Origin of the sequence: Cryobacterium sp. TMT1-62 (assembly GCF_004403145.1) — a bacterium.
GTDB classification, from domain to species: Bacteria; Actinomycetota; Actinomycetes; order Actinomycetales; family Microbacteriaceae; genus Cryobacterium; species Cryobacterium sandaracinum.
On the sequence record NZ_SOGZ01000002.1, the window covers coordinates 78,562 to 102,931 of the forward strand.

20 protein-coding genes are annotated in these 24,370 nt (G+C 68.1%); 5 read left to right on the forward strand and 15 right to left on the reverse strand.

Annotation, left to right across the window (positions count from 1 at the left end; genetic code table 11):
- Positions 1–3: 3 nt before the first annotated feature.
- From E3T34_RS00450 to E3T34_RS00460, 3 genes are read right to left on the reverse strand one after another with little or no spacing between them, the layout of a single operon-like run.
- A complete protein-coding gene (locus E3T34_RS00450; RefSeq protein WP_134341802.1) occupies positions 4–774 on the reverse strand; it encodes a fumarylacetoacetate hydrolase family protein in 771 nt (256 codons plus the stop codon).
- Positions 771–1,916, reverse strand: coding sequence for a branched-chain amino acid aminotransferase (locus E3T34_RS00455; RefSeq protein WP_104102894.1), 1,146 nt, complete (start codon positions 1,914–1,916; stop codon positions 771–773). The genes E3T34_RS00450 and E3T34_RS00455 overlap by 4 nt, the downstream gene beginning before the upstream one ends.
- Positions 1,913–2,986 (reverse strand): 3-isopropylmalate dehydrogenase, encoded by a 1,074-nt coding sequence (locus E3T34_RS00460; protein ID WP_134341803.1) that lies wholly within the window; start codon positions 2,984–2,986, stop codon positions 1,913–1,915. The genes E3T34_RS00455 and E3T34_RS00460 overlap by 4 nt, the downstream gene beginning before the upstream one ends.
- Before the next feature lie 102 nt (positions 2,987–3,088).
- On the opposite strand from E3T34_RS00460, the gene E3T34_RS00465 reads away from it, so the two are divergent.
- Positions 3,089–3,340: a DUF6458 family protein gene (locus E3T34_RS00465; RefSeq protein ID WP_104102889.1), complete on the forward strand. Its 252-nt coding sequence runs from the start codon at positions 3,089–3,091 to the stop codon at positions 3,338–3,340.
- Positions 3,341–3,421: 81 nt separating this feature from the next.
- Here E3T34_RS00465 and E3T34_RS00470 read toward each other — a convergent pair whose 3' ends face one another.
- On the reverse strand, positions 3,422–4,909 hold the full coding sequence (locus E3T34_RS00470; RefSeq protein ID WP_233191547.1) for an MFS transporter: 1,488 nt from the start codon (positions 4,907–4,909) through the stop codon (positions 3,422–3,424).
- A gap of 131 nt (positions 4,910–5,040) precedes the next feature.
- Here E3T34_RS00470 and E3T34_RS00475 point away from each other — a divergent pair, with 131 nt between their 5' ends.
- A complete protein-coding gene (locus E3T34_RS00475) occupies positions 5,041–5,634 on the forward strand; it encodes a TetR/AcrR family transcriptional regulator (RefSeq protein ID WP_104102886.1) in 594 nt (197 codons plus the stop codon).
- Here E3T34_RS00475 and serA read toward each other — a convergent pair.
- Positions 5,624–7,216 (reverse strand): phosphoglycerate dehydrogenase, encoded by a 1,593-nt coding sequence (gene serA / locus E3T34_RS00480; RefSeq protein WP_104102883.1) that lies wholly within the window; start codon positions 7,214–7,216, stop codon positions 5,624–5,626. The genes E3T34_RS00475 and serA overlap by 11 nt on opposite strands.
- Before the next feature lie 97 nt (positions 7,217–7,313).
- On the opposite strand from serA, the gene E3T34_RS00485 reads away from it, so the two are divergent.
- Positions 7,314–7,709 carry a DoxX family membrane protein gene (locus E3T34_RS00485; RefSeq protein ID WP_104102881.1) on the forward strand — a complete coding sequence of 132 codons (396 nt, stop codon included), beginning with the start codon at positions 7,314–7,316 and terminating at the stop codon, positions 7,707–7,709.
- Between the two features lie 244 nt (positions 7,710–7,953).
- Here the strand turns inward: E3T34_RS00485 and E3T34_RS00490 are convergent, their stop codons facing one another.
- From E3T34_RS00490 to E3T34_RS00520, 7 genes are all read right to left on the reverse strand, one after another.
- Positions 7,954–8,322, reverse strand: a complete 369-nt coding sequence (locus E3T34_RS00490) for a hypothetical protein (protein ID WP_134341804.1) — start codon at positions 8,320–8,322, stop codon at positions 7,954–7,956.
- Entirely contained in the window at positions 8,319–8,915 is a 597-nt protein-coding gene (locus E3T34_RS00495) for a DNA polymerase III subunit gamma/tau (protein ID WP_134341805.1), read from the reverse strand. The genes E3T34_RS00490 and E3T34_RS00495 overlap by 4 nt, the downstream gene beginning before the upstream one ends.
- A gap of 444 nt (positions 8,916–9,359) precedes the next feature.
- The gene (gene ilvC / locus E3T34_RS00500) at positions 9,360–10,388 is read right to left on the reverse strand and encodes a ketol-acid reductoisomerase (protein ID WP_104102870.1); all 1,029 of its coding nucleotides are present in this window, start codon (positions 10,386–10,388) and stop codon (positions 9,360–9,362) included.
- A 41-nt stretch (positions 10,389–10,429) separates the two neighbouring features.
- On the reverse strand, positions 10,430–10,939 hold the full coding sequence (gene ilvN, locus E3T34_RS00505; protein ID WP_104102867.1) for an acetolactate synthase small subunit: 510 nt from the start codon (positions 10,937–10,939) through the stop codon (positions 10,430–10,432).
- A gap of 3 nt (positions 10,940–10,942) precedes the next feature.
- The gene (locus tag E3T34_RS00510; RefSeq protein ID WP_370327025.1) at positions 10,943–12,682 is read right to left on the reverse strand and encodes an acetolactate synthase large subunit; all 1,740 of its coding nucleotides are present in this window, start codon (positions 12,680–12,682) and stop codon (positions 10,943–10,945) included.
- A gap of 118 nt (positions 12,683–12,800) precedes the next feature.
- Positions 12,801–14,495, reverse strand: coding sequence for a dihydroxy-acid dehydratase (ilvD, locus tag E3T34_RS00515; protein ID WP_104171612.1), 1,695 nt, complete (start codon positions 14,493–14,495; stop codon positions 12,801–12,803).
- 45 nt (positions 14,496–14,540) lie between these two features.
- A complete protein-coding gene (locus tag E3T34_RS00520; RefSeq protein WP_134341832.1) occupies positions 14,541–16,793 on the reverse strand; it encodes a bifunctional alpha,alpha-trehalose-phosphate synthase (UDP-forming)/trehalose-phosphatase in 2,253 nt (750 codons plus the stop codon).
- 203 nt (positions 16,794–16,996) lie between these two features.
- On the opposite strand from E3T34_RS00520, the gene E3T34_RS00525 reads away from it, so the two are divergent.
- Both E3T34_RS00525 and E3T34_RS00530 read left to right on the forward strand, forming a co-directional pair.
- Positions 16,997–17,665 (forward strand): hypothetical protein, encoded by a 669-nt coding sequence (locus E3T34_RS00525; RefSeq protein WP_134341807.1) that lies wholly within the window; start codon positions 16,997–16,999, stop codon positions 17,663–17,665.
- Positions 17,662–18,438 carry a PspA/IM30 family protein gene (locus E3T34_RS00530; protein ID WP_134341808.1) on the forward strand — a complete coding sequence of 259 codons (777 nt, stop codon included), beginning with the start codon at positions 17,662–17,664 and terminating at the stop codon, positions 18,436–18,438. The genes E3T34_RS00525 and E3T34_RS00530 overlap by 4 nt, the downstream gene beginning before the upstream one ends.
- A gap of 458 nt (positions 18,439–18,896) precedes the next feature.
- On the opposite strand, the gene E3T34_RS00535 is transcribed toward E3T34_RS00530, so the two are convergent.
- Genes E3T34_RS00535 through E3T34_RS00545 form a run of 3 tightly spaced genes read right to left on the reverse strand, consistent with a single transcriptional unit; the run spans position 18,897 to position 24,333 of the window.
- Positions 18,897–20,813, reverse strand: a complete 1,917-nt coding sequence (locus E3T34_RS00535; RefSeq protein ID WP_134341809.1) for a YhgE/Pip family protein — start codon at positions 20,811–20,813, stop codon at positions 18,897–18,899.
- Positions 20,810–23,710, reverse strand: a complete 2,901-nt coding sequence (locus tag E3T34_RS00540) for an MMPL family transporter (RefSeq protein ID WP_198412237.1) — start codon at positions 23,708–23,710, stop codon at positions 20,810–20,812. The genes E3T34_RS00535 and E3T34_RS00540 overlap by 4 nt, the downstream gene beginning before the upstream one ends.
- 5 nt (positions 23,711–23,715) lie before the next feature.
- Complete coding sequence (locus E3T34_RS00545) at positions 23,716–24,333, reverse strand: TetR/AcrR family transcriptional regulator (RefSeq protein WP_233199368.1); 618 nt, start codon at positions 24,331–24,333, stop codon at positions 23,716–23,718.
- Positions 24,334–24,370: the final 37 nt, after the last annotated feature.

Consider the following 24,370-nt stretch of genomic DNA (forward strand, 5'->3'; position numbering starts at 1 on the left):
CGATCAGGCGCGCCGCACCGGATTCGTCAGCACGCCGATGCCGGCGATCTCCACCTGCACGGCGTCACCATGCACGACGGAGGCGGACCGGTCTGGGGCACCCGTCAGAATGACGTCGCCCGGCAGCAGGGTGAACACGCTGGAGACGAAGGAGATCATCTCAGCAACGGTGTACTTGAGCAGCGTCGCATTGCCCTTCTGGAAGACCTCGCCGTTGATGCGGGACTCGATGGTCAACGCGGTCCAATCGTATTCGGTGTCGATGACCGGTCCGAGCGGGCAGAACGAGTCGAAGCTTTTGGCCCGTGTGAGGTCGCCGTCGCGCTCCTGCAGATCGCGGGCGGTGACATCGTTTGCTACCGTGTAGCCCCAGATGGAGTCCTCGGCGGCGTCGACGGACACGTTGCGGGTGATCTTGCCGATCACGATCGCGAGCTCGCCCTCGACGTGCACGTTGTCCGTGGACACCGGCACGGTGATCGGGTCGCCGGGGCCGACGACGCAGGTGTTCGGTTTGAGGAAAAACCTGGGCTCACCGGGCGAGCGGGCCGCGGTGGACTGCTCGGCCGCGTCGGTGAAGTAGGACCACGCCATGCCCACGATCTTCGACCGCGGGATCACCGGGGCGAGCAGCTTCACGTCGCGCAGGGCCACGCGCTCCCCGGACGGGTCGTAGCCCGCGAACATCGGGTCGCCCTTTAAAACGACGATCTCGTCGTCGTCGACGATGCCGAACGAGATGCGTCCCTCGTGACTGAACCGTGCGATTTTCACGCGGGTCCCACCGGGGCGTCGAGCCGGGTGAGCCAGCCGTGGCGGTCGGGCAGGCGGCCGTACTGAATGTCGGTCAGCTCTTGGCGGAGCGCCATCGTGATCTGGCCGGCCGGACCATCCGGGTCGCCGATGGAGAGGTTCGGGCCCTTGAGCTGCGAGATCGGGGTGACGACGGCGGCCGTGCCGCAGGCGAACACCTCGGTGATGGCACCGGATGCGACACCGTCCTGCCATTCGCCGAGGGTCACGTCGCGCTCCTCCACGGTCAGGCCTCGGTCCCGGGCGAGCTGGATGATGCTGTCGCGGGTAACGCCCTCGAGGATCGCGCCGGTCAATCGCGGGGTGACGAGCGTGTCGGTGCCATGAACGAAGAACACGTTCATGCCGCCGAGTTCGTCGATGCGGCTGCTGGTCTCCCCGTCGAGGAAGAGCACCTGGGCGCAGCCGTTGTCATAAGCCTGCATCTGAGGCAGCAGGCTGGCGGCGTAGTTGCCGCCGCATTTGGCCGCGCCGGTGCCGCCGCGGCCGGCGCGGGAGTACTCGGTCGAGAGCCAGATCTTGATCGGGGCCACACCGTCTGCGAAGTAGGCGCCGGCCGGGCTGGCGATCACGTAGTAACCGACCTGGTGCGCGGCCCGCACGCCGAGGAAGCTCTCGTTGGCGATCATGAATGGGCGCAGGTAGAGGCTGGTCTCCGCAGCGGAGGGCACCCAGTCGCCGTCTACGGCCACGAGCTGCCGGATCGATTCGATGAAGTCGGCCTCGGAGAGTTCCGGCAGTGCCAGGCGGCGTGCGGAGCGCTGCAGGCGCTCTGCATTCTTCTCCGGGCGGAAGGTCCAGATCGACCCGTCGGCGTGACGGTAGGCCTTCAGCCCCTCGAAAATCTCCTGGCCGTAGTGCAGCACCGAGGAGGCCGGGTCGAGGTGCAGCGGACCGTAGGGCATGACCCGGGCGTTGTGCCAGCCCGCGTCGAGGGTCCAGTCGATGGCGACCATGTGGTCGGTGAACTTCTTGCCGAAGCCGGGATCGACGAGGATCTCTTCGCGCTCGATCTTCGTGCGGGCCGCGGTCGACGGCGTCAGGCTGAATTTCAGCGGGAAGGTGGCGGTGCCGGATGTCGTCGGGGGCGCTGGCTGGCTCATTGGATTCCCTTGTCTGTCAGTCGAGTCACGATGGCGTCGCCCACGGCGCTGGTGCTCCGGGGTGTGTCGAGAGCCGCCCGGGCCACGATGTCGGCGGTCACGGCGGCAGTCACCCGGGCCGCGGCATCCGTGAGTCCGAAGTGCTCCAGGAGTAGCGCCACCGACAGGATGGCCGCCGTGGGGTCAGCCAGTTGTTTGCCCGCGATGTCCGGTGCCGAACCGTGTACCGGCTCGAACATGCTGGGGAACCTGCCCTCAGGGTTAATGTTCCCGGAGGCCGCAAGGCCGATGCCGCCGCTGATTGCCGCCGCGAGATCGGTGAGGATGTCGCCGAAGAGGTTGTCCGTGACGATGACATCAAATCTACTCGGATTTGAGACCAGGAAAATCGTGGCCGCGTCGACGTGCAGGTAGTCGACGGTCACCTCGGGGTATTCGGCTGCGACGGCGGTGACGATCCGCTGCCACAGACTGCCCGCGAAGACGAGCACATTGGTCTTGTGCACGAGTGTGAGGTGGCGGCGGGGCCGACCCTGGGCCTGGGCGAAGGCGTAGCGCACCACGCGTTCGACGCCGAAGGCCGTGTTGACGGAGACCTCGTTGGCCACCTCGTGCGCGGTACCCTGGCGGATCGCTCCGCCGTTGCCCACGTAGGGACCCTCTGTGCCCTCGCGCACGACGACGAAGTCGACGGTGCCCGGAGACGCCAGCGGGCTGGGCACGCCGTGGTAGAGAACGCTCGGGCGCAGGTTCACGTAGTGGTCGAGCGAGAAGCGTAACTTGAGCAGCAGGCCGCGCTCGATATTCGCGTTGGCGAGGCGGGGGTCCCCCGGCACGCCGCCGACGGCGCCGAGCAGGATGGCGTCGTGGCCGGCGATCGCCGCGAGGTCGTCATCGGTCAGCACATCGCCGGTTTCCAGGAACCGTGCGGCGCCGAGGGAGAACCAGGTTGCGTCGAAGGTGACGTCGTCGGCAGACGTGGCCGCCTCGAGAACCTTGACCGCTTCGGCGACGACCTCGGGGCCGATCCCGTCGCCGGGAATGACAGCAAGCTTGATGAGAGGGGACATTCGACTCCGTATGTCTGAAAGTTGGCTGTAGATAAACCCTACTGCGACGCAACGAGTGTCTAAGCTGGTCAACTCCTGACAACCAATAGAAAGCAGTTTCGCATGAGTCTCGGATTGGGAATCTTCCTTCTTGTCGTCGGCGCCATCATGGTGTTCGCCCTGAACGTGACCGTCGAGTGGATGGACATCGAGCTGGTCGGCTACATCCTGATGGGCGCCGGTGCTGTCATCATGGTCATCGGCATCGTCTTGCTGACCCGCAAGCGCAGCAGCATCACCACGACCCGCAGCGCCGTCGACCAAGCGAGCGGGGAACAGGTCACGTCGCAGAAGCGTTCCGTCGACGACGTCTAGGTCGACGTCCGTCGTGCCGGGGCCCGTGTCGAGGTCGACACGCGCCCCGGCACCGGCCTGCGCCGGCGGCGGCCCAGGTGATCAGGTCGCCTTACGCAGGGTGACCAGCGCCACCAACGCCGCCGCCAGCACGAGAATGGTACCGATCCAGGCCGTGGGCCCAATTCCGCTGGTGAAGGCATCGCGGGCCGACGAGAGCAGCACGTTTGCCAGGCCGGAGGGCAGCCCGTCGGCCACGGCCACCGCACCGCCGAGGGTCTCCGCCGCCGCCGCGCTCTGCGCCGCGGTGAGGGCCTCCGGCAACACGACCGCACTGCGGTACGACGCCGTCAGGATGGTACCGAGGATGGTCGTGCCGAGCACGGCGCCCAGTTCATAGGCCGTCTCGCCGACAGCGGATGCCGCCCCCATCTTGGCCGCCGGGGCGTTCGCCACGATCAGTTCGTTCGAGACCGTCTCGGCCGCGCCGATCCCGATCCCGAGGGCCACGAAGACGAGCGCGATGCCGACCGCGTCGAGGTCTCCCCCGCCCAGGGCGGCGGCCGCGTAGCCGACGGCCGAGATCAGCAGTGCCACCGGAACGACGATCGACGGCCGCACGCGCCGGGCGATGGGCACGATGACGAGGCCGGACACGATCATCGCCGCCAGTCCCGGCACGAGCACCAGACCCGCCTCCAGAGGCGAGAGGGCCAGTACGAGCTGCAGGTACTGGGAGACGAAGAACAGGCCGCCGACGAGAGCCACGACGCTCAGCAGGTTGACGCCGATCGCCCCGCTGAAGGCCCCCTGGCGGAACAGCCCGAGGTCGATCATCGGGTGCGTCAGCCGGGGCTGGCGGCGCACGAAGACCACGCCTGCGGCGAGTCCGAGCACGATCGGGCCGAGCGAGAAGGGCGTGGGTCCGTGCTCCGCCAGGGCCTTGATCCCGTAGACGACCGGCAGCATGGTCGCCAGCGAGAGCGCGATGCTCGGCGCGTCGATGCGTCCGGGGTTCGGGTCGCGGGACTCCGGCACGAGCAGGGGCCCGAGAACCAGCAGCGGCAGGAGCAGCGGCACCGCGAGCAGGAAGACCGAACCCCAGGCGAAGTGCTCCAGCAGCACGCCGCCCACCACGGGGCCGAGCGCGCTGCCTGCGGCGAAACCGCTCGCCCAGATCGCGATCGCCAGCCGCCGCTGGTTGCGGTCGGTGAAGACGGAGCGGAGCAGCGACAGCGTCGGCGGCATCAGCATGGCGCCGAAGAAGCCCAGCACGGCGCGGTCGATGATCAACCACTCGACGCTTGGGGCGAAGGCGGCCACCACGGAAACGGCGCCGAACCCGGCGGAGCCGATCAGCAGCAGCCGGCGGCGCCCGATCCGGTCACCGAGGCTGCCCATGGCCACTAGGAGGCCGGCGAGCATGAGCGGGTAGATGTCGATTACCCAGAGCAGCTGCGTGCCGGTCGGCCGCAGGTCCTCGGAAATGGCCGGCAGGGCGAGGTTGAGCACCGTGTTGTCGATCGAGACCAGGAGCACGGGCAGCATGAGCACGACGAGCGCCCACCACCGGCGGCGGGGGCTGAGCACACGGCTGACGGCGATGACGGGGGTGGTCTCTCGGACGGTATTCGACACGGGAACGACTTCTTTCGGCTCCAGGGACGGATGCTGCACCGTCCAGACGGTACAGTAAACCGTCCAGACGGTATAGTAGCACCATGAGCTCTAAAACCGCAGCCCCGGCCCGGAACGTGCCCCGCCTCTCCCCCACGCGCGATCGCATCCTGGACGCGTTCGCGCACCTCCTGATCGACCAGGGCGAGCGGGCGGCCACCCTCGAGGCGGTGGCGGTGGCGGCTGGCCTTTCCAAGGGCGGCCTGCTCTACCACTTCGGGTCGAAAGACGCGCTCGTGGAGGGACTCCTGGCCCGGCTCGACGCGCTCGTCGCCGACGATGTCGAACAAATTCGAGCGGCCTCGGCCGGAGCGGTCGACTACCTGATCCGCACGTCGATGAGCGAGGGGACGGTGCTCGACCAGTCGATCGGTGCGGCCGTCAGGCTCGCGCAGGGGGCACATCCGTTGGCCAATGCGGCCCTGGCCGCAACCCGACGCCAGTGGCTGAGCGTCATCGAGGAGGCGGTGGGAGACCCGGACGTGGCCGAGGTGATCATGCTCGTCAGTGACGGGCTGTACTACGAATCCACCCTCGCGAGCCCCGGCCAGCCTGCCGTCGATGACACATCGACGACGAGGTTGGACCGGTTGCTCGCGGTGATCGGGCGGATGACCGACGGAACTGCTATTCGGTGATGGAGATTTCGATCATGGCCTCGGCCGAGATCGCGTCGCGCACCGTGGCCAGCAGGCTCGCCGGAACGGGCGAGTCGACCGTCAGTACGCTCAGGGCCTTGCCGCCAGCCACGTGGCGGGCGATCTGCATGCCCGCGATGTTGATCTGGGCGTCGCCGAACTCGCGGCCGTAGACGGCCACGATTCCCGGACGGTCCGTGTAGAGCATCACGATCAGGTGGTCGTCGAACGGAACCTCGACGTCGTAGCCGTTGATCTCGACGATCTTCTCGATTTGCTTGGTGCCGGTCAGGGTGCCGGACACCGATACCTGCGAGCCGTCCGCGAGGGCGCCACGCAGCGTGATGACGTTGCGGTACTCCGGCGACTCCTTGTCGGTGATCATGCGCACCGCGACGCCGCGCTGCTCGGCGAGCAACGGCGCGTTGACATAGGACACGGTCTCGCTGACGACATTGGTGAAAATGCCCTTGAGCGCGGCGAGCCGGAGCACGCTCACGTCATAGTCGGCGAGCTCGCCGCGCACCTCGACGTCGACGCTGGTCAGCGGGCTGTGGGCGCCGAGACCGGAGAAGACCTGGCCGAGCTTCTCCACCAGCGGGATGCCGGGGCGCACGTAGGGGTCGATAACGCCTCCGGCGACGTTGACCGCGTCGGGGACGAGCTCCCCCGACAGGGCGAGGCGAACCGACTTGGCGACGGAGACCCCGGCCTTTTCCTGGGCTTCGTCCGTGGAGGCGCCGAGGTGAGGCGTGGTGATGATGTTGTTGAGGCCGAGCAGCTTCGACCCGGTCGGCGGCTCGTTGACGAACACATCGAGGCCGGCGCCGGCGATCGTGCCGGCCGTGAGGGCGTCGTAGAGGTCGTTCTCGTTGATGAGGCCGCCGCGGGCCACGTTCACGACGAACGCGGTGGGCTTCATCAGCTTGAACTGTTCGGCGCCGATCATGCCGTTGGTTTCGGGCGTCTTGGGCATGTGGATGGTGATGAAGTCCGACTGTGCAAGGAGCTCATCGAGGCTGACCGGAACCACGCCGAGCTGCTGGGCGCGGGCGGAGGTGATGTAGGGGTCATAGGCGATGATGTTCGTGCCGAAGGCCTGCATCCGCGCCGCGATGAGGGCGCCGATGCGGCCGAGGCCGATGATGCCGATGGTCTTTTCGTAGAGCTCGACGCCGGTGTACTTGGAGCGCTTCCACTGCCCCTGCGCCAGCGCGCCGTGGGCGGCCGGGATGTGACGGGCCAGGCTGATGATGTGCCCGACGGTCAGTTCTGCGGCGGAAATAATGTTGGAGGTCGGGGCATTGACGACCATGACGCCCGCAGCCGTGGCCGCTTTAATGTCGACGTTGTCGAGGCCGACGCCCGCGCGGGCGATGACCTTCAGTAACGGTGCGGCGGCGATTGCCTCCGCGTCCACCTTCGTGGCGGAGCGCACCAGAACGGCATGCGCCGTGGCCAGTCCGGCGAGTAGCGCCACCCGGTCAGTGCCGTCTACGGAGCGGACCTCGAAGTCGGGCCCGAGGGCGTCGACGGTGGCAGGCGATAATTCTTCAGCGATTAGGACAACAGGTTTTGACACGAAAACGGATCCTCCGATTGCAGCAGAAAAGCATGGCTTGCGCCGCGACCGTGGGGCGCCAGATATGAAATCACTCTATCGGCTGGAGAATAGGGCCATGAGCAGCGTTACATTCCCCGACCTCCAGTTCGCCGTGCGCATCGTGCTGGCGGTGGTCTTCATCGGCGCCGGCATCGCACATTTCGTGCCGGGTGTGGCGCGCACGATGAGGGCGATGATCCCGCCACGGCTGCGAACGACCGGGATGCTTCGCCCCGGCAACCTCGTCATCCTCACCGGAGTCTGCGAGATCGCGGGCGGGCTCGGACTGCTGTATCCACCCACGATCGTGACGGCCGGCGTCTGCCTGATCGTGTTCTTGGCGGCGATCTTCCCCGCCAACGCCTTCGCCGCGCGCTACCCGGACCGCTTCGGCGTGGCCGCGATCCCCCTCGTGCCGCGGCTGACCGGGCAGCTCGTGCTGATGGGGCTGATCGTCGTCGCGATCGCCTGAGCGCCAGGCGACGCCGTGCACCACAGGCGGAGCGCCCTGCCCGGTGTCGAACCAATTCGACGGAGATTTTGGGTCAAACACCCGTTTTTGAACCCAAACGCGCTGTTGAGAGCAACATCTCCGTCGAATTCGTTCGGGACACCGAGCGGCAGGGCCAGGCGAGCAGGCAGGGCCAGGCGAGCAAGCAGGGCCAGGCGAGCAAGCAGGGCCAGGCGAGCAAGTAGGGCCAGGCGAGCAGGCAGGGCTAGGCGAGCAGGCTGCCCGCGCCGAGGGTGAAGATGTTGGCGGCGATCGCGGCGTTCAGACCCAGGCCGGCCAGGAACAGGGCAGCCTGCGCGGCGGGTCCGCGCGAACGCCCGATCCATGCGGCAAGCACGAAGACGAGGAGCGGGCCCAGGATGCCGACGAGGAGCACGAAAATACCGAATCCGCTCAGCTGGGTGTCGAGGCTTTGAGCCAGGATGTTGAGGCCGACGAGGTTGCCGACGCCCTCCCAGATGTCGTAGGCATAGCAAAGGCCGAACAGGATCGCGATGCCCGTCGACAGCCAGCGCGGGGTGCGCCGCCGGGATGAGGGGACGGTCGCGGGCGTGGTCACCGGTGAATCGGTCATGCGATGACCCCCGGTCCGGAGATGAACGGCAGCGGGGCGAGCAGAACGACTCCGAGGAGTAGCCAGCCGATCCGGGCTCGGGGATGCGTTCTGGTCAGCCAGAACGTCACCGCGAACCAGACCGCTGGAGCGGCCACGGCCAGCCAGAGACCGAGGGAGAACATGAACTCGGACAACTCGTCGGCGGGCGGGGTCTGGATGCGGCCCACGCCGATGAACCAGCCCACCGTGTAGAGCAGATATATTCCGCCGAAGATTCCGAGCGAGACGAGCGCCAGGGAACTCGTGGCCGTGCGGGTCAGGGCGGCGTCGGCCGCCGCCTTCGCCGCGACAGCGGATGCCGGACCGGCCACGGTCCATCCCTCCGGCGGCGCGACGGAACCGGTCTCGGTACCGGCCGCGGTGCCGGTGTCGGTTTCGGTTTCAGAGCCGGAGCCGGAACCGTCGCCGGTCGTGACGAAAGCGCCCGAATCGGGATCGGCGGGCCGTGCGGTCGCGCCAGACTCGTCGCCGGAGACGAGCGTGGGGTCGTCGTCGCCGGCCCAGCCCAGGGCGTCGTCCCGGTTGTCGTCACCGGAGTGTCCAGAAGTCATGAGTCCAGCGTACCGAGGCGCCGCCCGGGCGGCGCACACTTCCGGCTGATCAAGACTTTCAGTGCCTTGGTTTCCGCCGCGCGGGAGAAGGTGTCGTACGCCTCGAGGATCTGGTCCATCCGGAACCGATGCGTGGTCAACTTGTCGGCTGGGATCTTCTTCTGCGCGACGAGCCGGAAGACGGTGTCCGGGGCCGAGGCGCGCTCGAGCTTCGCGGCCGTGACCGTCTCCCCCGCCGGGCCGTCGGGGCTGCCATGAACCGGCTGCGAATGGGGTCGTGTCCTGTGCGAACCGGCAGGCCGGGTTCATCCGCGGGCATCAATGGTGACCACCCGGACCGGACGTGGCAAGCACCCCGAACGCATCCTCGGGCAATCAGCGCCGTTGACGCGGCAGCGGGGCCAATCCAGTGGATTGGCCCCGCTGCCGATGCGAGCTCGGGTGTTAGCGCGCGGCTTCGCCGTCAGTGTAGTCGTCGTCGGCGGAGGCGTTCCAGGCGAACAGCTTGCGCAGCTCACGGCCGGTGGCTTCGATGGGGTGCTCTTCGCCCTTCTTGCGCAGAGCAAGGAACTCCGGTGCTCCGGCGTCCTGGTCCGCGATGAAGCGGGCCGCGAAGGCGCCGTTCTGGATGTCGGCGAGAACGGCCTTCATATTCTCCTTGACGTGGGCGTCGATGACGCGTGGGCCGGAGACGTAGTCGCCGTACTCGGCGGTGTCGGAGACGCTCCAACGCTGCTTGGCGATGCCCCCCTCCCACATCAGGTCGACGATGAGCTTGAGCTCGTGCAGCACCTCGAAGTAGGCGACCTGCGGCTGGTAGCCGGCCTCGGTGAGAACCTCGAAGCCGTACTGGATCAGCTGCGACGCGCCACCACAGAGCACGGCCTGCTCGCCGAACAGGTCGGTTTCGGTCTCTTCGGTGAAGGTGGTCTTGATGCCGGCGGCGCGCAGCCCACCGATCGCCTTGGCGTAGCTGAGGGTGAGCGGCCAGGCCGCGCCCGAGGCATCCTTCTCGACGGCGACGATCACGGGAACGCCGCGGCCGGCCTCATACTCGCGGCGAACGGTGTGGCCCGGTCCCTTGGGGGCGACCATGGTGACGTCGATGCCTTCGGGGGCCTTGATGTAGCCGAAACGGATGTTGAAGCCGTGTCCGAAGACAAGGGCCTTGCCCGCAGCGAGGTTCGGCAGCACGTCGTCGGCGAACAGGTGACGCTGCACCTGGTCGGGCGCCAGGATGACGATGACGTCAGCCCAGGCGGATGCCTCGGCGGTGCTGAGAACGGTGAAGCCGGCCTCTTCGGCCTTGGCCTTGGACTTCGAGCCCTCCTTGAGGCCGATGACGACCTCGACACCCGAGTCGCGCAGGTTCTGCGCGTGGGCGTGACCCTGCGAGCCATAGCCGATGACGGCTACCTTCTTGCCCTGGATGATCGACAGGTCGGCGTCTTTGTCGTAGTAAATCTCAGACACGAGTAAATGTTCTCCTTGTTGTTGTAGTCGGTGGTCGAGCTCTAGTTTTTGAAGACGCGCTCGCTGATCGATTTCGACCCGCGGCCGATGGCGAGCAGGCCGGACTGGGCGATTTCCTTGATCCCGTAGGGCTCGAGCACGCGCAGCAGCGCCTGCGTTTTGCCGGAGTCCCCGGTGACCTCGATCACGACCGCGTCGACGGACACGTCGACGACCCGAGCCCGGAACAGGGTCACGGCTTCGAGCACCATCGACCGGGTCGTGTTGTCGGCGCGCACCTTCACCAGCAGGTGTTCGCGCTGCACCGACTGGGCCGGGTCGAGTTCGACGATCTTGATGACGTTGATCAGCTTGTTCAGCTGCTTGGTCACTTGCTCCAGCGGTGCGTCTTCGACGTCGACGAGGATCGTGATGCGGGAGAGCCCGGGGATTTCGGTGTGGCCGACGGCGAGGCTCTCGATGTTGAAACCGCGGCGGGCGAAGAGGCCGGCGACCCGGGTGAGCAGGCCGGGCTTGTCCTCGACGAGGAGGCTCAGAACGTGGGTGCTCACGGGTTATTCCTCTTCCCAGGTCGGTGCGTGCTCTTTGGCATACTGCACATAGCTGTTGCTGACACCCTGCGGCACCATCGGCCAGACCATGGCGTCCCGGCTCACGATGAAGTCGATCACCACGGGCCGGTCGTTGGTCGCCAACGCCAGCTTGATGGCGTCGTCGACCTGGTCGGGGCTGGTGACCCGGATGGCGAGGGCACCGTAGGCCTCCGACAGCTTCACGAAGTCCGGCACCATGGCGGACCCGTGCCCGGTGTGCAGATCGGTGAAGGAGTGCCGTCCGTCGTAGAACAGGGTCTGCCACTGGCGCACCATGCCCAGCGAGGAGTTGTTGATGATGGCGACCTTGATCGGAATGTTGTTGATCGTGCAGGTGGCCAGTTCCTGGTTGGTCATCTGGAAGCATCCGTCGCCGTCGATCGACCAGACCACCCGGTCGGGCTCGGCCACCTTGGCACCCATCGCTGCGGGGATGGAGTAGCCCATCGTGCCGGCGCCCCCGGAGTTCAGCCAGGAATTGGGCCGCTCGTACTTGATGAACTGGGCCGCCCACATCTGGTGCTGGCCGACACCGGCCGCATAGACGGCTTCCGGCCCGGTCAGCTCGCCGATGCGCTGGATCACGAACTGCGGGCTCATGAGGCCGTCGGTCGGCTCGGAATAGCCCAGCGGGAACTCCTCCCGCAGACCCTTGAGGTAGGTCCACCAAACGCTGACGTCGGGCGTCGTCGTGGTGATGGCGGCCGCGTAGGCGATGGTGAGTTCGGTGATGACCTCCTTGGCATCACCGACGATGGGAACGTCGGCGGCGCGGATCTTACCGATCTCCGCGGGGTCGATGTCGACGTGCACGATCGTGGCGTGCGGCGCAAACTCGGAGACCTTGCCGGTGACCCGGTCGTCGAAGCGGGAGCCGAGCGCGATGATCAGGTCGGCCTCCTGCAGCGCGAGCACCGCGGACACGGTGCCGTGCATCCCGGGCATGCCCAGGTGCTGGTCGTGCGAGTCCGGGAACGCGCCGCGCGCCATCAACGTGGTGACGACGGGCGTCTTGCTGAGTTCGGCGAACGCGAGCAGTTCTTCCGACGCGCGGGCACGGATGACACCGCCACCCACATAGAGGACGGGCTTCTTGGCCTCGGCAAGCAGCTGGGCCGCAGCCTGCACCTGTTTGCCGTGGGCCTTGGTGACCGGCCGGTAGCCGGGCAGGTCGAGCTTGGGCGGCCAGATGAACGGGGCGCTCTTCTGCTGGGCATCCTTGGTGATGTCCACCAGGACCGGGCCGGGCCGGCCGGTGGAGGCGATCAGGTGAGCCGACGCGATAGCCGCGGGGATGTCCTCGGGACGCTTGACCAGGAAGGAGTGCTTCGTGATCGGCATGGTGATGCCGACGATGTCGGCCTCCTGGAAGGCATCCGTGCCCATCAGGGTGGAGAAGACCTGGCCGGTGATGCAAAGGATCGGCACCGAGTCCATGTAAGCGTCGGCGATGGCGGTGACAAGGTTGGTGGCGCCGGGCCCGGAGGTGGCGATGGCCACCCCGACGCGGTTGCTCGCCGAGGCGTAGCCCTCCGCGGCGTGGCCGGCACCCTGCTCGTGCCGCACCAGGATGTGCCGGATCACGGTTTGGCTCATCAGCTCGTCGTAGAGCGGAATGACGGCGCCGCCCGGTAGACCGAAGACGTCGGTGACGCCCAGCAGCTCCAGCGAGCGGATGATCGCACCGGAACCGGTGAGGATTTCCGGTGCCCCCGAGTCGGGCGCCCCGGCGGCCACGGCAGACGAGGGCGACGGTGATGGCACGGGTGTTTCCGCGGTCATGTGATCAGTTCCCTAGTTCGATGACGAATAGTGAGTTCTAGCCCGTGACGGCGCCGACGGCCGCAGACTGGACAAGCTTCGAGTACTTTGCGAGAACGCCCCGGGTGTAGCGCGGAGGCAGAGGTGCCCAGCCAACACTCCGGGCGGTCAGCTCATCAGGGTCGACCAGTAGGTCGAGCGTGCGAGCTGCGATATCGACCCGTATCAGATCACCATCGCGCACGAAGGCGATTGGACCTTCGTCCACCGCTTCGGGTGCTATATGGCCGATGCACAGTCCGGTTGTGCCGCCTGAGAATCGACCGTCCGTTAAGAGTAGTACATCGGCGCCGAGCCCGGCGCCCTTGATGGCGGCGGTGATCGAGAGCATCTCCCGCATTCCGGGCCCGCCCTTGGGTCCCTCGTAGCGGATGACGACGACGTCTCCCTTCTGGATCTCCCCCGCAGTGAGAGCGTCCATGGCGGCGCGCTCACGCTCAAACACGCGCGCGGGTCCCTCGAAGATGTCGGAGTCGAAGCCGGCGGTTTTGACGACGGCACCCTCGGGGGCGATAGAGCCCTTGAGGATGGTGATTCCGCCGCTGGCGTGAATCGGGTTGTCGAGGGTGCGCAGCACCTCGCCGTCCAGTTCGGGCGGGTCGATCTCGGCAAGGTTCTCGGCCACGGTCTTGCCGGTCACGGTGAGCGCGTCGCCGTGGATGAGGCCGGCCTCGAGCAGGGCCCGCATCACGGCCGGCACGCCGCCGTGACGGTCGACGTCGTTCATGACGTACTTGCCGAACGGCTTCAGGTCGCCGATGTGCGGCACCTTGTCGCCGATGCGGTTGAAGTCGTCGAGGGTGAGCTCGACCTCGGCCTCGTTCGCGATGGCCAGCAGGTGCAGAACCACGTTGGTGGAGCCGCCGAACGCCATCGCCACGGCGATCGCGTTCTCGAAGGCCTTGCGGGTCAGGATGTCCCTGGCCGTGATCCCCAGACGCAGCAGGTTGACGACGGCCTCGCCGGAGCGGTGCGCGTAGTAGTCGCGGCGGCGGTCGGCGGAGGCCGGGGAGGCCGATCCCGGCAGGCTCATGCCGAGAGCCTCGGCCACGCTGGCCATGGTGTTGGCGGTGTACATGCCGCCGCAGGCACCCTCGCCGGGAGCGAAGGCGCACTCGATGCGCTTGGCGTCGGCCACGGACATCCGCCCGGCCTTGACGGCGCCCACCGCCTCGAAGGAGTCGATGATGGTGATGTCTTTTTCGGTGCCGTCGGAAAGCTTGACCCAGCCGGGAGCGATCGATCCTGCGTAGAGGAAAACGCTGGCCAGGTCGAGGCGGGCCGCGGCCATCAGCATCCCGGGCAGCGACTTGTCGCAGCCCGCCAGCAGCACGGAGCCGTCGAGGCGCTCGGCCTGCATGACAACCTCGACCGAGTCGGCGATGACCTCGCGGGAGACGAGGGAGAAGTGCATGCCCTCATGGCCCATCGAGATGCCATCGGAGACGGAGATGGTGCCAAACTGCAGCGGGTAGCCGCCGCCGCCGTGCACACCTTCTTTGGCGGCCTGCGCGAGGCGGTCCAGGGAGAGGTTGCAGGGCGTGATCTCGTTCCACGAACTTGCGATGCCGATCTGGGGTTTCTCCCAGTCGGCGTCGCCCATACCGACGGCCCGGAGCATCCCCCGCGAGGTGGTGGCTTCGATTCCATCGGTGACGTCCCGGCTGCGAGGCTTCATATCGATCTCAGTCATGCACTGAGTCTAAACGTCCGCTGAGGGCGGAACGTCGCCCGGGGGTCATGCTCCGGCGGCGGCCTCACGCTCCGCGGCGACGGCCGCGCGGGCATCGGCGATCAGGCCCAGCACCAGCGGCACGTCTTCGGGGCCGCGCACCCGGTAGCCGGCGAGCGAGTCGCCTGCCCCGATCTTGAGGCCGACGTCGCCGGGTCGCAGCACGGCGAAGGCGTCTTCGTCGGTGGTGTCGTCGCCGGCGTAGAAGACCCGGTCGGCCCCCGCGTGCCGGCGCAACCGCTCAAGGGCGTCGCCCTTGGTGCTGGCACGCACCGCGAATTCGATCACGTCCTTGCCGTCCCGCACGGTCAGGCCGGGCAGCAGCGTGCCCAGCTCCTCGCGTGCGGCCTTCAGGGCGGCCGCCGCTTTCCGAGGCGTCGCCAGCCGGGTGTGCAGGGCCAGACCGGCCGGCTTGCGTTCGATCCAGGTTCCGTCGATGCTGCCGGAGATGCGCTCAAGCACCCGGGCGAGGGCGTCGAGCTGCTCGAGTTCCTCGGTGACGAGGTCGAGTTCGATCTCGGGGGTGTCCAGCTGCACCTCGATCCCGTGCGAGCCGGCGAGGAGCACATCGGTCTGCGGCTGCGACACGTGCCGCAGGCTGACCAGGGCCCGGCCGGAGACGAACGCGACCCGCACCCCGTCGAGGTCGAGCAGGCGCTGCACGGCCTCGCGGGTGCCTGCCACTGCGCGCGCATCTTCGGGCTTGTCGACGTGCGGGGCAAGCGTCCCGTCGAAATCGAGGGCCACGAGGATGTTGTCGGCGCGGCTGAGATCCTTCAGCACACCGGCGAGGGTGTCGGGGATCCCGGGACGCACGGCGGCTCCTTCGGTCAGGGTACGGAGGAAGGAAGAGGACCAGGCGTCGACGTCGTTGTCGAAGACCTTGCGGCGGAGCGCGCGCATGCGTCGCAGCCGTTCCTGGCGGGGCATCGCGACGGCCCGGAGGATGGCGGCCTTCACGCCGTCGATGTCATGCGGGTTGATCAGCACGGCCTGTTTGAGCTCGTCGGCGGCGCCGGCGAACTCGCTCAGAACGAGCACGCCGTCGCGGTCGAAGCGCACGGCCACGTATTCCTTGGCGACGAGGTTCATGCCGTCGCGGAGCGCGGTCACGAGCATCACGTCGGCCGCGAGGTAGAGCGCCACCATCTCCTCGCGCGGGTAGCCGTGATGGTGGTAACTGATGGCGGTGTGGCTGATCGTGGAAAAGTCGCCGTTGAGGCGGCCGACGGCCAGTTCGATCTCGTCGCGCAGGGCGATGTACGGGCCGACGCGTTCCCGGGAGGGGCTGGCGACCTGCACCAGGGTGACGTCCTCCACGCTTAGGCTGCCGTCGGCGAGCAGCTCGCCGAACGCCTTGATGCGGTGGGCGATGCCCTTGGTGTAGTCGAGCCGGTCCACGCCCAGCATGATCGTCTGGGGGTTGCCGAGGTCTTCGCGGATCTGGCGCGCCCGCTCCTGGATCTCGGGGCGCCGCGCCAGTTCCTCGTAGGCGGCGGCGTCGATGGAGATCGGGAAGTGCTTGGCGATCACCCGGCGATGCTTGCCCTCGGGTGCGGGCACATCGATGGCGACGCCGCGGGTCGGATAGCCGTAGAGGCGGCGCACGGCTCGGGAGAAGTTACCGGCGTCGGCGAGGCGCTGGAAACCGATCAGGTCGGCGCCGAGCAGTCCGTCGAGGATCTGCTTGCGCCAGGGTAGCTGGGCGTAGATCCCGTAGGGCGGAAAAGGGATGTGGTTGAAGAACCCGATCACGAGGTCGGGCCGCGCGTCGCGCAGCATCCGTGGCACGAGCTGCAACTGGTAGTCGTGCACCCACACCGTGGCGCCGGGCGCAGCGGCGGATGCGGCGGCGTCGGCGAAGCGGCGGTTCACCCGAACGTAGGCCTCCCACCATTCGCGGTGGTAGCGCGGCGGCGCGATCACGTCGTGGTAAAGCGGCCAGATCGTGTCGTTGGAGAAGCCCTCGTAGTAATCCTCCAACTCCGACTCGCTGAGCCGCACCGGCACGATGGAGATGCCGTCGTTCTCGAACGGGTCGAACGAGCGGTCGGCGATGCCGGGCCAGCCCACCCAGGCGCCGTCGGAGCTGCGCATCATGGGCTCGAGGGCGGTGACCAGGCCGCCGGGCGAGGTGCGCCAGCCTTCGGTTCCGTCTTCGGAAACCTCGATCTCGATCGGGAGGCGGTTGGAGACCACGACCAGCGAATAGGTGGAGTCCGGGGCGGCGGATGCCGTGGGTTCGGCTGAAGAGGTAATGGGATCGTCCGTTCCGGCGGGCGCAGAGCGACGCCTTGGTGGTCTTTCAAGGCTACCAGTGGGCCGAAAGCGGTGGCCGGGCTGGCCACTCGGCCACGGTCGCCCGACATGGGGACAACTTTGAGGTAACGCGCGTACTTTAACCCGTGGATCGTGTCCGGGTGTGGCGCGACCCCGGCTGACTGTTTGAAAGAGGCGGACCCATGGACCTGAATTCACTGCTGAGCTGGGTGTCGATCTCACTCGCGACCATCAGCCTCGTTGTCTTCGTCTCGTTCTTCGTTCTGGTGCGGAGGCTGTACCGGCGCATTCGCCGTAGCCGCAGGCTGACCGGCGCGGTGTTGCGTTCTCGCACCATCCTGAGTCGGGGCCCGCAACACGAGGTTCTGAAGCTGCAGTTGCGGCTGAAGGAATCTCTCGACAGTGGTCAGGCAGCCGTCGACCTGGCCCGGAGCAGCCAGGGCCCGCTCGGCGAGCTTCCGCGACTTTTCCGTCGCATTCAGGGCGAAAGCATCACGCTGCAATCGCAGCTGCGGCTGCTGACGAGCGAGGCCGATCCTGTCGTGCTCGCCGAGGCGCTGTCGGTGGCCGGCCGCCGTGTCGACCAAGTGGCCGGGTTGGTGCGCCGGCTCCGCTCGGCCGTCGCTGCCGGTCTCGGAGAGCTCACCGATGACACCCTCACGGCCCTTCGGTCCGAGGTCGACCGCGAGGTGGCCGCGCTCCGGGCTGGGGTCGATGAGTTGCGCTCCCTCAACGGCCGCTCGCTCAACGGCTGCTCCCTCGACGGCCACTCCCATAACGGCAACGACGGGTTCTCCGATCCGCGCCGGCCCCTGCCCATGAATACTTTCAACAGAAGGACTGAATCATGAGCCTCACCTCGCGGCTGCGCGTCATCCTCCGCAGCAAGTCAAACCAGGCCCTGACCCGGATCGAAGACCCCCGCGAGGCCCTCGACGACAGCTACGAGCAGCAGGTGAAGTCGCTCCAGCAGGTGCGCCTGGGGCTGGCCGAGGTCGCAACGGCAAAGAAGCGAATTGAGTTGCAGGGGCAGGACATGGGCGGCCGCTACCAGCGGCTGGCCGACCAGGCCCAGGAGGCCCTGAACCAGGGCCGGGAAGATCTGGCCCGCACGGCGCTGGAACGCCGGTCGCTCCTCGAGGGCCAGGTGGCAGCCATCCGTGACCAGTACCTCGTTTTGGCGCAGCAGCAGGCGCAACTGCAGGACAACGAACGACGCCTCGCCGAACGGGTCGCCGCCTTCCGCCTGGAGAAGGAGACCATCAAGGCCACCTACGCTGCCTCCGAGGCTCGGGTCAAGGCCAACGAGGCCGCGTCCGGCATCGGCTCGCAACTGGGCACGGTCGGTGCCGACCTCGACCGGGCCAAGGACCGGGTCACCCAGATGCAGGCCCGCGCCGCCGCCACCGACGAGCTGCTCTCCAGCGGCGCTCTGAACGATGTCACGGCCCCGCTCGACGCGGACCTCGAGCGGCAGCTCTCGGCTGGGGCGACCAGAGCGGCTGTCGACCGCCAGCTTCAAGCGATGAAGGAGGCCCGCGCCACGAACCGAGGCCCTGGCCCGAACGCTCGCGGAGGAACCGACGCCTGGTTGAGTATCGGCCAGGGCCCGTCTCTCCCCTGATCCTGGTCGTCGACCCACTCTGAGCCAGGTCGTCGAACCAATTCGACGGAGATTTTGGCGGAAACGCTACTTTCCGGGGCATCCTGGACCGATCTTGGCAAAATCTCCGTCGAATTCGTTCGGGCTGCGGGGCAGAACAAAGCGCGAGGTGCATGCCCGATCCGCACAGGCACATCGGCGCATCAGGCGGGAGGTGTGGCCACCTCAGGAGATCCGGCCGGGCCGAGCCGGGTATCCGCACCTGTTCCGCACTGGTCCGCGCCGACTGGAGAATTTGGGCGACGGATGTCCTGAGTCAGCCCCACACGCAAGCTCGCCTGAGCCTGAACCTGAACCTGAACCTGAACCTGAACCACGGTTGCTCGGGTGAGCCAAAATCTCCGGCGAATTCGTGCGGCGCACGGGGCGCAACCTCACGCGGGCGGGCACACGTTCCCTCCGGGAACAGATACCCCGCATCAGCTGCGGGCCTGCGCCAGGCCGAACGAGCGGGCGCCGCGCCGGCTGGCGACGGTCCAGTACGAGGCCAGAACGCTCACCAGTGCGAAGATCAGCAGGATGGCCGCGGGCCCGCCGGCGCTGCCGCCTCCCCCGGAGACAATGGCCTGCATGCCCCGCACCGCCCAGGTGAGCGGCAGGAATGGGCTGATCATCTGGAACGGCGCCGACACCAGCTCAATCGGGTAGAGCCCACCCACCGCGGTGAGCTGCAGCGCGAGCAGTACCAGGGAGACCACGATTCCGACCCGGCCGAACGCCGCCGTGAGGAAGTGGTGCACCGCCGCGAACACGAAGGCGAGGAACACCGCGAAGGCCAGGGTCGACGGCAGGATCGACCACGAGACGCCGAGCGTGCTGTGTAGCAACAACACCACGACCACGGCCTGCGCTGCGGCGATTCCGAACGCACGGCCGAGGCTGCGGGCCACGAGGTTGCCGGTCGACGCGGTCGACGCGAGCGCGAGCGCGGACAGCGGCTTCATCACCAGGAAGATCGCCAGGGCACCGATCCACAGGCCGATCGGCACGAAGACCATGCCGATGACCGGGCCGATCGACGCGAAGGCGTTGTCGCGCTCCGCGGTGATGCCGACCGGTTCGGAGACGACCGCCGCGGTCGTCACCGGGTCGGTGTCGGTGAGAAGGGCCGCGCTGTCCGCGCCGTCCTGCAGCCCGCTGGCGAGTTCGACCGCGCCCGATTCGAGCAGGCGGGCGCCCGCCGCGGCATCCGTTGTTCCGGTGGCCAGCTGCGAGAGGCCGGTGGCGATGCCGGCAACGCCGGTGGCGAGGTCGCTGGCACCGCCGCGGAGGTCGCTGCCGCCGGCGGAGAGCAGGCTCGCACCGTTGGCGCTCTGAGACACCCCATCGAGCACGCCTTCGAGGCCCGGACCGGCCTGGCCGATGCCGGTGCTCTGCGCGGCGAGGGCGTCGAATCCGCCCTGGAGCTGCAGCAGGGCCGGCGCGTAGTCGGCGACCCGCGGGTCGCTCTGCATGGCCGCGTTCAGCTGCCTGAAACCGTCGGCGTTGGCCTGCACCCCGGCCGCGTAGGCCGGTAGGCCGGTCGCGAGCGGAGCCAGCCCGACCGCGCCCGTGCTCAGCCGGGTCAGGCCGTCGCTCAGTCCGGTGACGCCCTGGGTGTACCCGGCCACGCCGGAGGAGAAGCTGGCGGCGCCGGTCGCGGCGGACGAGGCCCCGGATGCCGCGGCGGCCGTGCCGCCGGCCAGCGAATCGAGTCCGGTGGCCACGCCGGTGACCCCGGTCGAAACCTGCGCGGCGCCATCCGCCGCCTGCGTGAGGGACTCGCCCAGCACGGCCAGGCTGGTGTAGAGCCCGTTGAGGTACTGCGAGGTGATCTCGCGGCCGAAGACGCCCGACATGGCGGTGCCCACCGACTGGGCCACCGATCCGGCCAGGAACGAGTGCGCGTCATCCGTGCGGATGCCCAGGGCGGCCTGGGTGGGAGCCGCCCCGCCCAGCGAGGTCACCGACGCCGAGAAGTCCTTCGGGATCGTGAGAACCGCGTAGGCGTCGCCGGAGGCCAGGGCCGCCGCGGCATTCGCGGAGTTGGAGACGGTCCAGTCGAACCCGGTGGCCTCGGACCCGTCATCGGAAGGCTTGGTGAGTTCGGTCACGAGCAGTCGGCCGGCGAGCACCGGCTGCTCGGTGCCGTCGGGCAGGGTGGTGGTGACGATCTCGTCGTTGTTGACGACGATCGCCGGCAGCGTGTCCACGCGCTGATCGGCGGTGGCGAGGGCCCCGGCGAAGAGTCCGGCAACCGCCAGCGGCACCACGATCAGGCCCGCCAGCAGGGCCCCGAGGGCCCCTCGGCGCTGCCCGGGCGTGCGGCTGAACAGTTTCTCAAGCCTGGTGCTCATCGCTGCAGGGCCTTTCGGTCACGGGAATCGAGTTCGAGGGTCTGCAGCGGGCGGGCCCCGCGGTAGACCGCGATCGCCTCGGGGAAGGAGGCGGCACCGACGATGAGGGCGGTCGATGCCGGGGCGAGGATCGCCAGCACCTGCACGAGGTCCCGCCCCGCCGGGTCGACGGGCAGTCCCTCGCCGAGGTCGACGATGACAACTCCCGGGGTCTCGGTGAGCGCCGCCGTCACAAGCACCGCGGCACGGCCCAGGGCGGAGAGGGACGATACCGTCGTGCCGGCCACGATCGGGCCGGCGTCCCGGCCGCTCGACGGGGTGCCGAGCGCACCGTTCAGACGCGCGATCCACCCCGCGAGAAGCGAGCGGCGCGACGCGGCGCGGTACCACGGATGCGCCAGGTCCAGCCGTTCGGCCAGCAACTCCCCCACGGTGAGCCCATTGTCGCGGCTGTCGCCCACGTCGGCGAGGGCCACCGCGCGGAGGGCGCGGCTGCGCTCGGACGGCAGCGGAAAGCCCATGACCTGGAGGCGGCCGAACACCGGGTCGAGCCGGCCGGCCAGGGTGGCGGCGACGACGCGGCGGTGGGTGGCGGAGCCGGTCAGTACCACCACCGCGCCGGCGTCGATGGTGAGGTCCAGCGGCCCGAAGGGGCTCTCCGGCAGCCCGAAGACGGCTTCCTCGGCCGTGATGGCGTGCGGCTGGCACCTGGCCCATTCCTTGTCGGCCAGGTGCCGGCGCAGACCCTCACCCTCGATGTCGACGTTGGGCAGAATGCGGGAGAGCCAGCGTGGCAGCCACCAGGCGGCATCGCCGGCGAGGGCCATCGCGGCCGGGACCAATGTCATCCGCACCAGGAACGCGTCGAGGAAGACTCCGACGGCGAGGGCGAACGCGATGCCCTTGATCGCCCCGGTGCCCTCGGGCACGAAGGCAAAGAAGACGAAGAACATGATCAGGGCGGCGGCCGTGACCACGCGGGCAGCGTGGGAGAACCCGTGCACGATGGATTCGCGGGCCAGGCCGGTCTTCACGAACTCCTCCCGCATGCCGGAGACGAGGAACACCTCGTAGTCCATGGCCAGACCGAAGAGCACGGCCATCAGCAGGATGGGCAGGAAGCTTAGGATCGGCCCGGGGGTTTCCACCCCGAGCAGCTCGGAGAACCAGCCCCACTGGAAGATTGCCACGGTCGCGCCGATCGATGCGGCCACCGAGAGCAGGAACCCGAGGGCCGCTTTGATCGGCACGAAGATCGACCGGAACACCATGGTCAGCAGGATGATCGAGAGCCCCACCACGATCAGGGCGAACGGCACGAGCGCGTTGCTGAGGCGGTTGGAGATGTCGATCGACACGGCGGTCGCGCCGGTCACGGCGATGGGGGTGCGCAAGTCGTCGTCGATCGATGGTGCCAGATCGCGGATGGCCTGCACGAGCGCCTTGGTCTCGGGCGCGTTCGGCGCGCTGTCCGGCATGACCTGGATGATGGCGGTGTCGACGGTCGGGTTCGGAGTGCCCTTGCCGACGAAGGCCACGCCGGGCAGGGTGCGCAGGGCCGCGCCGATGGTGTCGAGGTCACCGAAGATATCCGTCGTCTGGGTGATGTCGACGACGACGATGAGCGGACCGTTGTAGCCCGGACCGAAGCCCTCCTCGAGCATGGTGAACGCCTCTCGCTGCGTCGAACCGGCCGGCTCGGACGCCCCGTCAGGCAGGTTCAGGTCGAGGCTGAGGGCCGGGATCGCCAGCGTGCCGAGCACGCCCACCACGAGGAGCACGGCCACGACCGGCGCCCTGAGCACGAGGTTGACCCAGCGGTGGCCGAGGGTGGGCCGGCCGGTGTCTGGACGGGTGGCCCGGTGGTGCGCGCGGCTGCCTGTCTTGGGAGTGAGGCGCCCCTTGGCGAGGCCGAGAACGGCGGGGAGGAGCGTGACCGCCACGAAGATGGAGACCAGCACGGCCAAGGCGGCGCCCAGCCCCATCACGCTGAGGAACGGGATGCCGACCACGAGCAGCCCGAGCAGGGCGATGATCACGGTGATCCCGGCGAAGACGACGGCGCTGCCGGCGGTGGCCACGGCCGAGGCGGCCGAATCGTGTGGTTCGATCCCATTGGCGAGCTGCGTGCGATGCCGCGACAGGATGAAGAGCACGTAGTCGATGCCTACGGCGAGTCCGAGCATCAGGGCGAGCATGGGGGCCGTGCTCGAGACCGGCACGAATGCGGAAATCACGGTGATGCCGCCGATGGCGACGCCGACGCCGATCAGGGCCATCAGCAGCGGCATCCCGGCGGATACGAGCGAACCGAAGGTGATCACCAGCACCACGCCCGCGAAGATCAGGCCGAAAACCTCGGAGATGGTGATGCCAAAGGTGTTGTCCTGGAAAACCTGGCCACCGAAGGCTACCTCGAGGCCGGCCTGCTCGGCGATATCCCGCGTCGCGGTCACGTCGTCGAGGGTTTCCGCGGTGACGTCGGTTGATAAGCCGGACAACTGAACCTGGCTGAACGCACTCTCCGAGTCGTCGGAGATCGCGCCCGACGCATATTCGTCATAGGGCGTCAGCACCGAGTCGACGCCGGGCACGTCCGCGAGTTCGGCCGCCATGTCGACGATGGCCGTGCGGTAAGGCTCGTCGGTGACGGACGCCCCGTCCGGGGCCGTGTAGACAACCTGTACCGCGGCGCCGGCCGCCTGGGGGAACACCTCGCCGAGCTTGTCGATGGTGTCCTGTGATTCCGTGCCAGGAATCGCGTACGACTCCTGGGTCTGGCCACCGAGGGCCACCCCGGAGCCGAGGATCCCGACCAGCAGGATGGCCCAGATGCCGAGCACCAGGCCCGCACGCTGGTAGGCGAAGTGGCCGATTCGATAGAGCAGGGTTGCCATGGGTGCTACTTCCGGGACGGGGCGGTGCGAACGGTGACAGGGGCAAGCAGCTCGGTGATGACGGTCAGGAGAGCCGGTCGGACCTCTTCCACCGGGGTTATCTCCTCCCCGAGGAACGTCATGCCGGCCACCAGGGTGTAGGCGGCGCCGCCGAGGGCGATACCGAAGCGGATGCGGTCCTCCGTACTCGCATCGCCGTGGCACAGCGTGTCGGAGAGGCGCACGATCACCACTCCTGCCCGGTCGATCACGGGGATGCCGCGCAGCGACTGAGACTGGTTGATGAAGGTGTGCAGCTCGAGGCGGAATTCGAGGATGAAGTCGATGAAGTCGTTCACGAACCGGCTCCGGGTCAGGGCGCTCTCCTCGGTGGCGAGGAACCGTTCGAGAATGGCCTCCAGCCGGTTCACCGCCGGGGTGAGCACCTCGTCGAGGAGCGCTTCCTTGGAGGCGAAGTGGTAGAGCACGCTCGATTTGGAGTACCCGGCCGCGTCGGCGATCTGCTGCAGCGAGGTGCCGGCGAACCCGACCGAGGCGAACTGCTCCAGCGCTGTCGCGCGCAGTTCTGCGCTGGTGCTCTGGCGGTTGTGTGGGGGCTGGGGCACAACGGGCTCTGGAGTCACCCGATCACGGTACCTGACCGATCGGTCAGAGCTTGTC